The sequence below is a fragment of the Lysinibacillus sp. NPDC097162 genome, from assembly GCF_044762185.1.
Taxonomy (GTDB): Bacteria; Bacillota; Bacilli; order Bacillales_A; family Planococcaceae; genus Lysinibacillus.
The window spans coordinates 89,980-106,009 of record NZ_JBIWDT010000003.1 but is presented as its reverse complement, the minus strand read 5'-3'; the positions used below and the strand labels follow the sequence as shown (position 1 = coordinate 106,009).

Genomic DNA, 16,030 nt, shown 5'->3' with positions numbered 1-16,030 from the left:
TTGAATGCCATTAGTCTTCCATCGTGGAAAGATCTCCAGTTGGCAAATCTAACTCCCATGCTTTTAACACGCGACGCATAATTTTACCGCTGCGTGTTTTCGGCAGCTTTTCCTTAAATTCAATTTCTCTCGGTGCCGCATGAGCTGATAAGCCCCTTTTCACAAACTCGCGAATATCCTCAATTAAAGCATCCGATGGCTCCACGCCTTCTCGTAAAGATACAAATGCTTTAATAATTTCACCGCGTACAGGGTCTGGTTTCCCGATAACCCCAGCCTCTATTACGTCTGGATGTTCTAGTAGCTTGCTTTCAACCTCGAATGGTCCAACTCGTTCACCTGCTGTCATAATGACATCATCCACTCGACCTTGGAACCAGAAATAACCTTCATCATCCATATAAGCTGAGTCACCAGACACATACCACTCACCTTTTAAGAAATATGATTCATAACGCTCTGGATTACCCCAAATTTGACGCATCATGGCTGGCCAACCACGACGTACAGCTAAGTTACCCATTGTAAATGGAGGAACTTCATTACCCGCATCATCTACAATTGTCGCGTGAACACCTGGTAATGGCTTGCCCATTGATCCAGGCTTAATATCCATGCTCGGATAGTTACAAATCATATGTGCACCTGTTTCGGTCATCCACCAAGTATCATGAATGCGATGTCCTAACTCCTCACTACCCCAACGGATAACTTCAGGGTTAAGTGGCTCGCCAACAGATAATACATGACGCAATGATGACAAATCATAATTTTCCAGCATTCCACTACCAGCCCCCATTAACATACGGAATGCAGTTGGCGCACTATACCAAACTGTTACACTATAATCCTCAATCGCTTGATACCATGCTTGTGGCGAAAATCTTCCACCAACAATAAGCATTGTCACACCATTTAACCACGGGCCAAAAATTCCATAGGATGTCCCCGTTACCCAACCTGGATCAGCCGTACACCAATAAATATCATTTTCACCCAAATCAAGTACCCATTGTGTCGACTGATATTGCTGAATCATTGCATTATGAACATGTAAAACACCTTTTGGAGCACCTGTCGAACCTGAAGTATAATGTAATATCATACCGTCCTCGCGGTCCATCCACTCGATGTCAAACTTAGCAGAAGCCTCTTTCAAGCGCTTATTAAAATCTAAAATTTGTGGCGTTTCTTCTATATCGGACCCTACTAAAAATACATGTTGCAAGTTTGGCAATTTATCTAATGGAACTCGCTCTAGTAATTCAGGTGTTGTTACTAGCACTTTCGCATCGCTATCAGAAAGACGATCATACACTGCCCCTTCCATGAATGCTTCAAACAATGGTCCTACAATAACGCCCATTTTTAAAGCACCTAATAAAGAAAAGTAAAGCTCTGGTGAACGAGGCATAAAAATAAATAACCGATCTCCTTTTTCAATGTTTGTCGCTGATTTAAAAACATTTGCTGCCTTGTTCGTCAACCTTTTCATTTCATTAAAAGAGTATGCTTCCTTGCGCTTTCCATCGTTATAATACAATGCTACTTTATTTTTCCGAGATGTTTCGGTATGGCGATCAATAGCCTCATAAGCCATATTCACTAATCCTGTTTCATGCCAACTAAATGCCTTTTCTGTTTCTGCCCAATCATGAGTTGTTGCTACCTCCTCATAATTTGGCAGGTTGTACTGCCCTGGTATTGCTTTTAATTTCTCCATTGTTTTCATCCCCATGAAATTACCCCTTCCTTTTTTGGCTTTAGTACATTCGTAAGCAAATTTCAAATCGTACTCACGATATCCCCCGCAATTACGCCTCAACGTAATCGTAGCTGCCTGCCAATTCGTTCCACTTTGCTTATGCAATAATCTTCTCTTGAAGCCCCCTATAAAGGATAAAAAAGTGAGCATCCATCCCCTTTTGGAAAATTAAGTGAAATAATGGCAATTGAAACAATTTCGCCATATAAAACAGCTACTGAATGATATTAAAATTCGCCACTTTCTCCAAAGACAAATACGTTATGTAGCAATTGTTATAGAACAGTTTATGTAGTTGTAATATGAACAATGCTTAATACATCAACATTTATCTGTTAAATAACAGTTGCAATATAAATCTATTTTACACGAATTTAACCAGAATGTCTCAATATTTTTATTTTTCCAAAAATGTAGTTATATTTCGTAAATTTAAGCGTTTTTCAGCTTTAAATCAGCTATAATGGAATTATTAAACTCAGGTGGTGTAATTATGGAACACAAAAAGACTTTTTTTTCTGTTACAAAGGAGACAAAGCATGGTACTGTTTATGTGGAAGGACCTGTTCCTCCAGAAAAATTAGCTACATATTCATTCCACGAGGGATTAGTTGCCTTTAGACCCCCTAAGCAACAACAGCAAGCCATCTTAGAAATCGCTGGGCTTCCTGAAGGCCGTATTATTATTATCCGAAATAACGACATTATTGTAGGCTACGTCACCTATTTATATCCTGATCCGCTTGAACGGTGGGCAGAGGACAGAATCGACAATATGATTGAATTAGGTGCTATTGAGGTCATTCCAGACTATCGCGGAACAGGGGCTGGTAAAGCCTTGTTAGCTGTGTCCTTCATGGGGGATGAAATGGAGGACTACCTTGTTATAACAACCGAATATTATTGGCATTGGGACTTAAAAGGTACAGGATTAAATGTATGGGATTACCGCAAAATGATGGAGCGGATGATGAGTTCAGTTGGCTTCGAATATTTTGCTACAGATGATCCGGAAATTACATCTCATCCTGCTAACTGCCTTATGGCACGAGAGGGCAAACGAGTGCCCCCTGAAACAATGGAAAGATTCGACAGACTTCGTTTTAGAAATCGCTTCATGTATTAAAACCAACACAAAGGGGATGAGTATATGATTGTTGAAGAAATTATGAATGATGAGCCTTACACATTGGCTCCGACAAACACTGTTTTAGAAGCGTTGAAATTGATGCGCGAGAAAAAAGTTCGTCATTTACCTGTCATCGATAATGAACGTCATGTTCTAGGTGTTATTACGGAGCGCGATATTAAAGAAGCTTTGCCTTCCTCATTGAAAGACGAACCTAATTCTCCAGTCTTTAGTGCGATGGTAGAAGAAATAATGATTAAAAACCCACTTGTTGGCCATCCACTTGATTTTGTAGAAGAAGTAGCATTAACTTTTTATGAAGCAAAGATAGGCTGTTTACCAATCGTCTCTGGTGGAAAACTAGTAGGCATTGTAACAACAACTGATTTACTCTACACATATATAGAACTAACTGGTGCCACTGAACCTGGCTCCAAAATTGAAATCCGAGTTAGCGATACACCAGGAGTCTTATTTGAAATTACTAAAATTTTCAATCTCCATCATGCAAATGTCCAAAGCGTTCTAGTATATCCTGATTCTGAAAATACACAAAATAAAATTTTAAGCGTCCGAGTAAAAACATTAAACCCACTTGCTATCATTGAAGATCTTCGTCAAGAAGGATTCGACGTGCTATGGCCTAATTTACCAGGTGTTTCTTTATAATGAAAAAGGCTGTCTTTGTTTATTCGCCAGAGCAACTCGGATATAAATTTTCAGATACGCATCCTTTCAATCACAAACGCTTGACGCTAACGATGGATTTACTTAAAAATATTGGAGCGCTCGATGATGTCGACATCATTCCTGCACGCATTGCCACGGAAGAAGAACTTTTGCTTGCACATGATCCGAAATACATTGAAATCGTAAAAAATGCAGGCCATGGTAAGCTGAGCGAGGCACAATGTGCAAGCTATGGTATAGGCACAGAAGATACACCTATCTTTGAAAATATGCATGAAGCAAGTGCGCAGCTTGTCGGAGGTACATTAACCGCTGTTGATTGTGTAATGGAAGGAAAGGCTCAGCATGCACTAAATCTTGGCGGTGGACTACATCACGGTTTCCGCGGACGTGCTTCCGGTTTTTGTATATATAATGATAGTACCGTTGCCATTCGCTATTTACAGGAAAAGTACAATGCACGTGTACTCTATGTTGATACTGATGCACACCATGGTGACGGTGTACAATGGAGTTTCTACGAAGACCCGAATGTTTGTACATTATCAATTCATGAAACAGGTCGCTACTTATTCCCTGGGACGGGTAATATAACAGAGCGCGGCAATGGGCAAGGTTATGGTACTTCTTTTAACTTTCCTATTGATGCATTTACAGAGGATGAAAGTTTCTTAGAAATATATGAAAAAGCTATGCGTGAAGTTTTTGAATTTTTCAAACCAGATGTTGTTTTAACTCAAAACGGTGCAGATGCACATTATTTTGATCCATTAACACATTTATACGGAACAATGAATATTTATAGAGAAATTCCAAAGCTTGCACATAAACTTGCACACGAATATTGCGATGGAAAATGGATTGCAGTTGGTGGTGGTGGTTACGATATATGGCGTGTTGTGCCAAGGGCATGGTCAATGCTATGGCTAGAAATGACAGATCAAAAAATACCAACAGGTGCCTTACCACAAGCATGGTTAGACCGTTGGCAGCCAGAAGCGCCCGTTCCTTTTATCCCAACATGGGAAGATCCTAACCCACTCTATGAGCCAATCCCTAGAAAAGCTGAAATTGAAGAAAAGAACGCGCAAATGTTAGAAAAAGCGTTACATATTATCCGCACAGAAAAGCGTAGCTAGCGGGTGCTTAGCGGTGCCAGGCACGCAAACAATTCTGAATTTTCATAGCATTACTAGTATAGTTAATCCACGTAGACACCTACAGGAACAGCACAAGAAGTAAGACGCGACAGCGACGGTTGCGGCTTACTTCTTGTGCCTTGCGGAAAGCGTTCGCCATAGCGGACAACAACCTTTACTGAAGCACACATTTTCACATAAAAAAACACGCAAATCATAAAATTAGATTTACGTGTTTTTTCTTATTTGCTTTTAACTGATTGGCGATGTTCAATACGGTGTGGTAATATAACCGCTACCTTTTCGTCCTCTACAGGCTCTTTATTCATAAGCTTCGTCAATAATCGCATCGCTACTGCCCCGATATCATATAGCGGTAATGCTACACTTGTAAGCTGTGGGCGAACCATACGAGCTAACTTAGAATTTTCAAAACTGATGACCTCGATATCCTCAGGTACATTTTTACCAGCATCTTGTGCACCATGAATCAAACCGATTGCAAGTTCATCACTTCCTGCAAAATAAGCCGTTGGAGGGTTTTCAAGGGCAGATAATATTTCCCAAGCCTCTAAGCCCATATCATAGCTAGATTCCTCTGCAGCAATTAGTGATTCATCTATACTTAACCCTGCATCTTGCAGTGCTTTTTTATAAGCTTCAAGCTTAAATTTACCATTAATCGTATAAGTAAGAGGACCTGTTACAAAGCCAATTCGTGTATGACCGTTTTGAATCAGTAACGAAATTGCTTCATAAGCTGCCTGAAAGTAATCAATATTAACAGTGGCAATTGTTTGTGATTCATCTACAGAACCCGCAAGAACAATTGGTACTGGTGAATGATCCATCGTTTGTTGCATTTTCTCTGTTACTTCATCACTCATCATCACAATACCGTCCACTTGTTTACCTAGCATTGTATCTAGCAACTGTAGCTCTTTATCTTCATGTTGATCTGAGTTGGCAAGAATAATATTGTAGCGATACATTGTAGCGATATCCTCTACACCACGTGCCAGCTCCGCGTAAACATTATTTGCAATATCTGGGATAATCACGCCAACTGTTGTAGTTTTCTTACTTGCTAACCCTCGCGCTACTGCGTTCGGACGATATTCTAATCGTTCAATTACTTCTAATACTTTTTTTCGTGTTGCTGGTTTTACATTTTGGTTACCATTGACTACACGAGAAACGGTTGCCATCGAAACATTCGCTTCTCGTGCAACATCATAAATTGTAACAGTCATCGTACGTGCCTCCCTTTTTCCTTTTATAGCCTTATCATACGATAATTTTCGCCCCATTTTCAAGAAGAGTACATACATGAAATGAAATACCAAGTACAAATAGTACTATTATAGACATTTTTTTGTCACGATATAGTAAACACCGCCTGCTTATTGCGCAAGCGGTGTGAAAATATTATGCGTGAATTTCGTGATTCTTCATGAATTTTTGTAGCGTTTCGTAGAATGCATCAAATGTTGGAATATCCATTTGTTGTTGTGAATCTGAAAGTGCTACAGATGGATCTGGATGCACCTCAGCCATTACACCATCTGCGCCGATTGCAATTGCTGCCTTCGCACATGGTAATAGTAAGTCGCGTCGACCTGTTGAGTGTGTTACATCGACGAATACTGGTAAATGTGTTTCTTGTTTTAAAATTGGTACTGCTGAAATGTCTAATGTGTTACGCGTTGCTTTTTCGTAAGTACGAATACCACGCTCACAAAGGATGATGTTTTCATTCCCTTTAGACATAATGTATTCTGCTGCATGAATGAACTCGTCAATCGTTGCTGCTAAACCACGTTTTAATAATACTGGTTTGTTCGTTGCACCCGCTGCTTTTAATAACTCGAAGTTTTGCATATTACGAGCACCGATTTGGATAACATCAATATAATCAAGTGCTTCTTCTAAATGACCCGGTGTTACAATTTCCGTAATAACACCTAAACCATATTCTTCAGATACACGCTTTAAAATTTTAAGCCCTTCTAAACCAAGACCTTGGAAGTCATAAGGAGAAGTACGAGGTTTGTAAGCACCGCCACGGATTAACTTTTCACCTTTAGCTTTAATAGATGCAGCAACTGCTGCTACTTGTTCGTATGATTCAACAGCACATGGACCAAACACGAAGGATGGTTTTCCTTGGCCGATTAGTTCACCATTAATATTGATGACAGTATCTTCTGATTTCTTCTTACGTGAAACTAGTAATTCTTTCTTTTTATCAGCTTCAAGTTGTTTTAAAGCTGTTTTAAAGATTTGTTTAAAAATATAATCAACCGTCATTTGGTTTAACGGACCGTTATTGTGTTCTTTAATTAGATCAAGCATGTGTCGTTCACGTAATGGATCATAGCGATTAACACCTTGTTTTTCTTTAATTTTACCGATTTCATCTACTACAGCTGCACGTTCGTTAATTAGACGAAGAATTTCTAAGTTTAATCCGTCAATCTGACTACGTAAGCTTTCTAAATCTTTTTGGCTCATGCTTCTTGCTCCTCTCCCCATGACAGACACTTTCAGAACTCTGAAATGTATGTTACATTTTTAGATATTAGCATCATTATAATCAATGTTGTTCAGAATGTCACGCATTTTTAATTTAGCGCTTCAACTCGCTAAATTATTTTGAGTTATTTCAAGGAAGGAAGCGATTACATTGAGTTCAAAATTATTTGCACTTGATATCGGTACACGTTCTGTTGTTGGCATTATTTTAGAGGAAGATAATGATCATTTTCATGTACAAGATATTTTAGTAAAAGAACACAAAGAACGGGCCATGGTAGATGGTCAAATACATAATGTCATGTATGTGGCTGAATTAATTAATGTAATTAAACAAGAGCTCGAAGACAAGCATGGGCCCTTATCAAAAGTAAGTGTCGCTGCTGCAGGTCGTTCATTAAAAACAGAGCAGGCAAGCGTGACCATTAATATTCGTAACCGCCCCATATTTACTGAAGAAGATATTAGCCGTTTAGAATTGCAGGCAGTTCAACAGGCACAGCAACAGCTCCTACAGCATAAAGAGGATGCCAAAACGAGTCACTATTATTGCGTTGGCTATTCTGTTCTTTATTATCGTTTAGATGGTGAAGAAATTGGTAGCCTTCTTGATCAGCAAGGTGACGAAGCACAAATTGAAGTCATTGCAACTTTCCTTCCACGTGTTGTAGTTGAATCTCTTATCGCTGCCTTAAAACGTGCAAATTTAGAAATGGGTGCTCTAACACTAGAGCCTATTGCTGCAATCAATGTTCTAATACCACCTACAATGCGCCGTCTAAATGTTGCACTTGTCGATATTGGAGCTGGTACGTCAGATATTGCCATTACCGATAAAAGTACAGTAGTTGCATACGGTATGGTGCCAACAGCAGGTGATGAAATTACAGAGGCGCTCAGCGACCATTATTTACTTGATTTCCCAGTGGCTGAAGAAGCAAAACGTCAACTGCACTGTGCTGAGGAAATTTTAATACAAGATATTTTAGGCTTTGACCAATACTATCCAAAATCAGAAGTACTTACAGCCATTGAGCCTGCTGTTAAACAACTTGCGAAGGCTATTGGAGAAGAAATATTGCGCCTTAATAATCGGACTGCCCCAAAAGCTGTAATGCTCGTTGGTGGTGGTAGTTTAACACCTAATCTTACAACGGAGATTGGCTTAGTACTGGATTTACCAGCAAACCGAATTGCCGTACGCGGTGTCGATGCCATTCAAAATTTAACAAAGGAAGAGCATATTAAAGCATCTCCTGAGCTCGTAACACCCATTGGCATCGCAATTGCTGCAAAGAAAATGCCGATACAATATATGAGCTTAACAGTAAATGAACAAATTGTACGTCTTTTTGAATTAAAAGAAATGACAGTTGGAGATGCATTTTTAGCTGCAAATATTCGGGCTAAACAATTATATGGCAAGCCAGGCCATGGATTATCTATTAGTGTTAACGGACAAGATATTTTCATACCTGGAGGTCACGGTCAACCAGCAAAAATTTTAGTAAATGGTCAACAAGCCTCTACAAAAACAATTATTAAAACAGGCGATGCCATTCAGTTAATAGAAGGTCAAGATGGTCATCCAGCCACTGCTACAGTAAAAGATATTGTGGATCAAGCGGTAACTAAAACAGTAACAATTCAAGAAACAAAGTATGTTATCGAACCAAAAATTACTGTCAATGGTTCCCCTGTATCAATGGATACTATGTTAAACGATCGTGATATTATCGCGTTTGAAATAGCTGAAACGGTAGAGGATATATTTAAATCTACTAACAATAATAATTTGTTAAAGCAATTCGAATCTTTTGTTGTTCATGTAGATGGAAAGCCATTATATTTACCAGCTTGTTCCGCACAACTACTCATTAACGGTAAACCTGGTAAACTGTCATTTGCTGTTCAACATAACGATATCATTACCTTTTCGCAACCGTCGTTACCAACTGTACAGCGAATAGCTGACCATATGAATGTTTTACTTGAGGATAAAATCATCATACATTTCCAACAGGAGCTATTAGAGCTGAAAAAAACAACGAATGAAATGGTTGTTAACCAGGCAGTTGTTTCACCACTCTCAACCGTTCCCAACGGTGCGACAATTGCCATTCATGAAAAAGATCGAAGTCCTTGGATTTACCAGGATGTTTTCCGCTTTTCAAATTGGCAACTACCTACAACATTTAAAGGTAATTTTACGATTCTGCGTAATGGACAACTCGCAACATTTGATACAGAAATCTTCGGTGGCGACCAACTTGAAATAGTCCTTGAAGATGCATCTTTATCATTATAAAAAGGTATTTCGCTAGTTGTTGGTTGCGAAGGCGGTAACTCCTGCTCAGAACGTACACAGCGTAAGACGCAGGCAATCCGAGGGTTGTAGCTTACAATGTAATGTGCCCACGAAAAGCAATTGTCGTAAAACAACGGCATAGAAAAAAAGTGTTAGATTGATTGTAATCAATCTAACACTTTTTCTTTTAGTTACAGCTTTTTTACTTTAAGCACGAACCTCTTGTGCTTTATCTTCATCAGTTTGTTCTGTTTTTTCTGGAACTTCTTCTTGTTCTGATTTAGCATCATCAATAAAGTCCTCAAGCGGCTCTTCCCCTTCGAAAGAGACAGTGCCATCATCAAAAACAGTTGGTGCTTTTGCAGTCTTAAGCGTCTTAACTTTTTCTACCAATTGCGAAGATTGCTCTTGAATTTGTTTAGATAATTGCACTGTTTTATCCTTAGCTGTTGATGATAAATCAGCACTTTTATCTTTTAAATTAACAGCTTGCACTGCCACATCACTACGTAAATCTTTCCCTGATTTCGGAGCTAATAGTAAACCTGCAGCTGCACCCACTATACCCCCAACTAAAGCGCCAATGACGAAATCTTTCATATTTACACGCTCCTCTTCATAGATCGAATCCTGCGAATTATAAAGCTGTGGCAATGTACTTTCTAGTTGTTGTTCTTTCACTTCGTTAAAGTTTGGCTTTTGTGTAGTCATGGACAATTCCTCCCATTTTATAATCTAATGCGCCTAGACGTATGTATTTCCACTTGTACGTGTCATACAATAAAAATTGCCTAAGGCTTTATTTATATTCAGCTGGCATAAAGAAAGCACCTGCTAAATAATAATTATTTTTTGCGACCCCATTTTCTTTTCGGCTTGTCCGCCTGAACTTCCTCAAAACTATATACGTCCTCAGGCATTATCCCTGGTGCCTGCTCAATCACTTTACGCTTCTTCCATTTATCTGCAATGCCCATTGCGACATTACTCCATTGAACAACTTGCGCAATTTTTTCTTCATTCTGTTCAACACTTTTTGAAATCGATGACGTAATTTGCTGTACTGAAGCATTTAAACCATTTACAGAGTCACCCATTCCTTTCACCGCATGAACAACAGTATTTAACTGTTCAGATTTTTGTTGAATATCCTCGGCTAAGCTATTTGTTTTAATTAACAAAGAAGTCGTTTCGCGTGTAATCCCTTCCATTTGTTTCTCAATGCCTGCTAATGTGCCAGATAAACTGTTAAGAATTGACTTGAGTGAAAATAACGTCATACCGACGCTCACACATAAAAATAAAAAACCGATCGCTGCTATTATTGCTGCAATATACAAAATAACTTCCATAAATAGACCTCCTGCTAGTAATAATTTCTCTCTGTATACTATTACTTACCTTATCTTCGACAAATAAAACTTAAATCCTTCTCATATTTTAGAAAAAACAGCTTATTCCTTGCGGATTAAGCTGTTTCGTTGCTTTTAAGTACATCTTCAAAGGCATCTTGGAACTTGTGAACATCGCCAGCACCCATAAATAAAAATACTGCATCTTTATGCTTTGTTAACACATCAATACCTTCTGTAGTAATTACAGCGCTTCCGTCAATAAGAGAAGCTAAATCTTGAATTGAAAGTGCACCTTGTGTTTCCCTTGCAGAACCAAATATATCGCATAAGTATGCTGTATCAGCCAGACTAAGGCTGTCTGCAAAGTCTTGTAAAAACGCTTGGGTACGCGTGAATGTATGAGGCTGGAATATCGCTACTAATTCACGATCAGGATATTTTTGTCTAGCCGATTGAATCGTTGCACGAATTTCTGTTGGATGGTGCGCATAATCATCGATTAAAACATGATCCCCAATATTCGATTCTGTGAAACGTCTTTTTACACCTTTATACGTATTTAAACGTTCTTGAATAATTTCAGATGAAATACCCTCATATTGGCAAAGTGTAATAACAGCTAATGTATTCAACACTGCATGGTCGCCAAATAATGGGATAAAGAAAGTACTATAAAATTCATTGCGCACAAAAACATCAAATGTTGTGCCTTCAGTTGTTTTTTCAACATTACGTGCCTCAAAGTCATTTTCAGCTCCAAACCCGTAATAAACAACAGGTACTTTCGCTTGAATACGTTGTAGATGTTCATCATCGCCACATGCGATAATCGCCTTTTTCACTTGTAATGCAAGTGATTGGAAGGCTGCATACACATCTTCAATATTCGCAAAGTAATCTGGATGGTCAAAATCAATATTTGTCATCACCGCATAATCAGGATTATACGCTAAAAAGTGTCGACGATATTCACACGCTTCCATCACAAAGAAGTTAGCATTTTCATGGCCTGCACCTGTACCATCCCCGATTAAATAAGAAGTTGGTTTATAGCCGCCTACAACATTTGCCATTAAGCCCGTTGTAGAAGTTTTACCATGTGCGCCAGTAATGGCAATCGATGTGTAATTGCCAATATACTCACCAAGAAATTTGTGATAACGAATAATTTCAACACCGATTTCTCGTGCTCGAACTAATTCAGGATGGTCATCAGGAAAAGCATTCCCTGCAATTACTGTCATACCTTCTTTAATATTATCCGCATTAAATGTGAAAATTGGAATATTTCGTTCACGCAACGGCTGTTCCGTAAAGAAATATTTATCAATATCTGAGCCCTGTACTTGTTCACCAGCATCAAATAAGATTTGTGCAAGCGAACTCATGCCAGAACCTTTAATGCCTGTGAAATGAAAAACTGTCATTAATTAAACCCCCCGGGAAATACAAAATCCCATCTATCATCTATTAGGTGTATCGTATTTTGCACTAGGTATTAATACCTTTACACGTACAGAAAAATACGTACTATGTTAAAACATCTTGTCTATTATAGCACTATTTATGCACAAGGATAAATGTGCAACTTTTCTAAAAAAACTAATTTTGACGAAAGTAAGATAATCTTTACGAAAACAATGCAATTCTTATTCAAACATAGCAATTAAATCTTGCTCGGTAATATAGCTTTCACGTGGTTTACTGCCTCTTGCCTCCGACACAAAACCATGCGATTCCAACATATCAATTAATCGTGCAGCACGATTATACCCAATATGATACTTCCGTTGAATAAGAGATGTAGAGGCCCCACCTTGCTCATACACAAAACGGCAAACATCCTCAAACAGATCATCTTGCTCTGCCGAAACTTCTGATTTCTTTAAAAGTTCTTCTTGGTCGAATATATAATCTGGTTCGCCTTGCTCACGAACATGATCGATAATCGATTCGATTTCGTCATCTGTAACAAACGTCCCTTGCAAACGTACTGGTGCAGACATGCCATTACCTAAATATAGCATATCGCCTCGTCCCAATAATCGCTCCGCTCCTTGCCCATCTAATATTGTACGCGAATCGATTTGTGAAGATACCGCAAAGGCAATTCGTGTAGGGATATTGGATTTAATAAGACCTGTAATAACATCTACAGAAGGTCTTTGTGTTGCAACAATTAAATGTATACCACAAGCACGTGCCTTTTGAGCAATACGACAAATCGCTTCCTCGACATCAGCAGGCGACATCATCATTAAATCTGCTAACTCATCAATGACAATTAAAATATACGGTAATTTTAAACTATGCTCATTATTTTTATCTGCTAAAGCATTATAACGTGTAATATCACGTGCACCTGCATGAGCAAATAACTGATAACGTCGTTCCATTTCCTCTACGGCCCATTTTAACGCTGCTGTTGCAGCCTTAACATCCGTAATGACCGGACTGACTAAATGAGGAATATGATTGAACGGAGCAAGCTCTACCATTTTTGGATCAATCAGCATTAGTTTTAATTCATGTGGTGCAGCTTTATACAATAAACTAACCAAAATAGAATTGATACAAACAGACTTACCTGAACCAGTCGCCCCGGCAATTAAGCCATGTGGCATTTTACGTAAATCAATCGTCACAGGCTTCCCTGTTAAGTCTAGACCTAATGCAGCTTCTAGTGGTGAATCGGAGTCGAGGAAAGAAGCGCTATTAGTCACTTCCGATAAACGAACAGCACGAGATACTCGGTTAGGAATTTCTATTCCGATAGAGCTTTTTCCTGGAATCGGTGCTTGAATTCGAATGTCCTTTGCAGCTAAAGCAAGTTTCAAATCATCTGCTAAGTTACGAATTTTACTTACCTTCGTACCATGACTTACTGTAATTTCAAATTGAGTTACCGCTGGACCTTGCATAATCGATTCAATTTGTGCTGACACTTGGAAATAAGATAGTGCTTCAACTAGTGTGTCCCCTTGTTGCTCCATCCACTCTGTATCTTGTGTTTTTTCCTCAGGCGGCTCTAAAAATTCATCCGTTGGTTTTTGGTAAACATGAATAGGCTTTGGAGGACTAACTTCATTTTCTATAGCTTCAACATCAGAAATGACCAATGTATCAGTAAGATTCCCCTCGACTATTTCAGATTCTTCAATGCTTTGAATTGCAATGGTTTCTTCTGTTTGCTCGGCAAGTACAACATCATTTTTCACAGACGCTGGGTTTGTATTTTCTTCGATTAGCTCAGCTTCTATTATTGAATTTTCTGCTTGTAGTAAAGCATTTTCTTCAATCATTATTGCTGGCTTATTTTCAATCGTTCCAGCTTCAATCACTGGAGTTTCTTCTTGTGGCAGAACATTTTCTACAAACATCATTGGTGTCGATTCTTCTTCAATTGAATCAACTTCAATACCTGTAGTTTCTTCTTGTGGTAAAACATTATCTACAAACGTTGTTGCTGCAATTTCTTCCATTACCTCGGCTTCAATCGCTATATTTTCTTTAGTTGGCACATGTGTCATTGTTGCTACAGGTGACATCGTAATGACAGAAATATTTTCTGTCTCTGCCTCTCTCGGTGATGGCTCTTGATTTGATTGCTCTACTTCAACAATAGGTTGAGGTGAAGGTGTTGATTTGTCTTCTGACAACGCTACAGCTTCATAATTATCGCGAATAAACGCACTCTCAATTTGCTTTTCTTCTGTAGTCGTTTTTGATATCGATTTTAATTGCTGTGAAATTCGCCATTTCTCTTTATCTGTTTTTAACATTAAAACATTAAATGGAATGCGACTCTTCTCTTGCTTTACAGATGGTTCCTCTACTATTTCTTGATTGACCTCTTCATTAGTTGGCTGGACTACTGTCACTTCTCCAATATGAATCGTAGAATTCTCAATTTGTAATTGTTCCACAACTACTTCTTTCACATGAATTTCAGACTGATCAGCAGAAAGTTGCTCGACAGCAAGTTCTTGCTGTACCGCTTCCTTAATTTGCTCTTCAAAATTCACTGCAAATGATGTCGTTTGTGGTACAGGTAGCTCCAAATTATCGTCATCTGTTATTTGATTTTGCTCATCAGCTACAACTTCCTCAAATGTAATCGGTTGCTTCGATGGCGCTTCCATATATACTTCATCCATTGATTGGCTTTGCTCAGCTACTTCAACTTCTTCAAAAGTAATAAGTTGCTTTGAAGGTTCTTCCGTATTCACTTCATCCGTTGATTGGCTTTGCTCAGTTGCTTCAATTTCCTCAGTTGCATGTGGTTGCTTTGATGGCGCTTCGATAGAGCGAGGTATCTCAAGCAATTCACGGACATCAATGGAGGCTTTGATAGGCTCTTTTTCTTCTAGTATATTTTCAATAGGCTCGTTTGTTGTCGCTTCTTTTGCAAACTTAGCCACAGAAGGCATTTCGGCTTCCTGTTCTTCCTTCCGTTTATTTAATAACTGCTCAATTGGGCTTGGTTTTGCAAAGCCATAAACTGGTGAAGGGACATCCGTTGGCACAAAGCGTTTTCGATTCTGTTGTAAAATATCCTCTACTTTACTTTCCTGTTTCACAATTGGCTCTTTTTGAACAGGTTTAGCTTCAACTTGTGCATCGCGAAAAACCATACTTGCTTTAGTTGGATATTCTTGCTGTTGCTTAGGCTGACTTCGTGTAGTCGTCGTTCTGCCAGTTCGCTTCGAACGATTTTCTAATAATTCACGAATACCAGATACCTCTATATCGTAAACACGAGAATCTGCCATTTTATGATTTAAATGTTTTGGTAATGTTAAATCTTCAATTTGTCCATATGAGTCATCCATTTGATCAAATACGTCTCTTGATTGTGAAGCTTGAGGCATATCTTCTTTATCATCGATTAAAGGGAATCGGAAAGTTTTTTGTCTCGTATCCGATGTTTCATTTAACGGCTGTTGGTGATCCGGTTGTTCTTCATACTCCTCATAATATTCATCATATTCGTATTCATCTCTATTTAAAATTTTTTCAATTTTCTTTTTAAACCAATTCACGTTGTTTCACTCATTTCTCTTACACTTCATTTATAGCATTGTTTTAGTTTTCAATAATTGACTAATA

General features: G+C 38.6%; 11 protein-coding genes. 4 read left to right on the top strand and 7 right to left on the bottom strand.

Translation table 11 applies throughout. The annotated features are described in order from the left end of the window. Window positions 1-10: 10 nt before the first annotated feature. Window positions 11-1,738: an acetate--CoA ligase gene (gene acsA, locus ACIQXW_RS15050; protein ID WP_401020751.1), complete on the bottom strand. Its 1,728-nt coding sequence runs from the start codon at window positions 1,736-1,738 to the stop codon at window positions 11-13. Between the two features lie 520 nt (window positions 1,739-2,258). Here acsA and ACIQXW_RS15045 point away from each other — a divergent pair. From ACIQXW_RS15045 to ACIQXW_RS15035, 3 genes are read left to right on the top strand one after another with little or no spacing between them, the layout of a single operon-like run. Next, window positions 2,259-2,891, top strand: a complete 633-nt coding sequence (locus tag ACIQXW_RS15045) for a GNAT family N-acetyltransferase (protein ID WP_340823020.1) — start codon at window positions 2,259-2,261, stop codon at window positions 2,889-2,891. 24 nt (window positions 2,892-2,915) lie between these two features. Then, window positions 2,916-3,563 carry an acetoin utilization AcuB family protein gene (locus ACIQXW_RS15040; protein ID WP_401020754.1) on the top strand — a complete coding sequence of 216 codons (648 nt, stop codon included), beginning with the start codon at window positions 2,916-2,918 and terminating at the stop codon, window positions 3,561-3,563. Further along, entirely contained in the window at window positions 3,563-4,723 is a 1,161-nt protein-coding gene (locus ACIQXW_RS15035; RefSeq protein ID WP_402763355.1) for an acetoin utilization protein AcuC, read from the top strand. The genes ACIQXW_RS15040 and ACIQXW_RS15035 overlap by 1 nt, the downstream gene beginning before the upstream one ends. Window positions 4,724-4,965: 242 nt before the next feature. Here ACIQXW_RS15035 and ccpA read toward each other — a convergent pair whose 3' ends face one another. Continuing rightward, window positions 4,966-5,976 (bottom strand): catabolite control protein A, encoded by a 1,011-nt coding sequence (gene ccpA, locus ACIQXW_RS15030; protein WP_340823014.1) that lies wholly within the window; start codon window positions 5,974-5,976, stop codon window positions 4,966-4,968. Between the two features lie 175 nt (window positions 5,977-6,151). Next, entirely contained in the window at window positions 6,152-7,237 is a 1,086-nt protein-coding gene (locus tag ACIQXW_RS15025; RefSeq protein ID WP_340823011.1) for a bifunctional 3-deoxy-7-phosphoheptulonate synthase/chorismate mutase, read from the bottom strand. A 172-nt stretch (window positions 7,238-7,409) separates the two neighbouring features. On the opposite strand from ACIQXW_RS15025, the gene ACIQXW_RS15020 reads away from it, so the two are divergent. Next, complete coding sequence (locus tag ACIQXW_RS15020) at window positions 7,410-9,566, top strand: cell division protein FtsA (protein WP_402763351.1); 2,157 nt, start codon at window positions 7,410-7,412, stop codon at window positions 9,564-9,566. Window positions 9,567-9,773: 207 nt separating this feature from the next. Here the strand turns inward: ACIQXW_RS15020 and ACIQXW_RS15015 are convergent, their stop codons facing one another. From ACIQXW_RS15015 to ACIQXW_RS15000, 4 genes are all read right to left on the bottom strand, one after another. Continuing rightward, window positions 9,774-10,277 (bottom strand): YtxH domain-containing protein, encoded by a 504-nt coding sequence (locus tag ACIQXW_RS15015; RefSeq protein ID WP_340823008.1) that lies wholly within the window; start codon window positions 10,275-10,277, stop codon window positions 9,774-9,776. 134 nt (window positions 10,278-10,411) lie between these two features. Beyond that, complete coding sequence (locus ACIQXW_RS15010) at window positions 10,412-10,918, bottom strand: DUF948 domain-containing protein (RefSeq protein WP_340823007.1); 507 nt, start codon at window positions 10,916-10,918, stop codon at window positions 10,412-10,414. Window positions 10,919-11,034: 116 nt separating this feature from the next. Then, window positions 11,035-12,348, bottom strand: coding sequence for a UDP-N-acetylmuramate--L-alanine ligase (murC, locus tag ACIQXW_RS15005; RefSeq protein ID WP_402763347.1), 1,314 nt, complete (start codon window positions 12,346-12,348; stop codon window positions 11,035-11,037). Between the two features lie 222 nt (window positions 12,349-12,570). Next, window positions 12,571-15,963 (bottom strand): DNA translocase FtsK, encoded by a 3,393-nt coding sequence (locus ACIQXW_RS15000; protein WP_402763344.1) that lies wholly within the window; start codon window positions 15,961-15,963, stop codon window positions 12,571-12,573. Window positions 15,964-16,030: the final 67 nt, after the last annotated feature.

What these genes read in the sequence shown, in the direction of transcription:
- ACIQXW_RS15040 (WP_401020754.1), top strand. Translation starts at nt 2,916, where the DNA reads ATGATTGTTGAAGAAATTATGAATGATGAGCCTTACACATTGGCTCCG.
- ACIQXW_RS15045 (WP_340823020.1), top strand. Translation starts at nt 2,259, where the DNA reads ATGGAACACAAAAAGACTTTTTTTTCTGTTACAAAGGAGACAAAGCAT.
- ACIQXW_RS15015 (WP_340823008.1), bottom strand. Translation starts at nt 10,277, where the DNA reads ATGACTACACAAAAGCCAAACTTTAACGAAGTGAAAGAACAACAACTA.
- ccpA (WP_340823014.1), bottom strand. Translation starts at nt 5,976, where the DNA reads ATGACTGTTACAATTTATGATGTTGCACGAGAAGCGAATGTTTCGATG.
- murC (WP_402763347.1), bottom strand. Translation starts at nt 12,348, where the DNA reads ATGACAGTTTTTCATTTCACAGGCATTAAAGGTTCTGGCATGAGTTCG.
- ACIQXW_RS15025 (WP_340823011.1), bottom strand. Translation starts at nt 7,237, where the DNA reads ATGAGCCAAAAAGATTTAGAAAGCTTACGTAGTCAGATTGACGGATTA.
- ACIQXW_RS15035 (WP_402763355.1), top strand. Translation starts at nt 3,563, where the DNA reads ATGAAAAAGGCTGTCTTTGTTTATTCGCCAGAGCAACTCGGATATAAA.
- ACIQXW_RS15010 (WP_340823007.1), bottom strand. Translation starts at nt 10,918, where the DNA reads ATGGAAGTTATTTTGTATATTGCAGCAATAATAGCAGCGATCGGTTTT.
- acsA (WP_401020751.1), bottom strand. Translation starts at nt 1,738, where the DNA reads ATGGGGATGAAAACAATGGAGAAATTAAAAGCAATACCAGGGCAGTAC.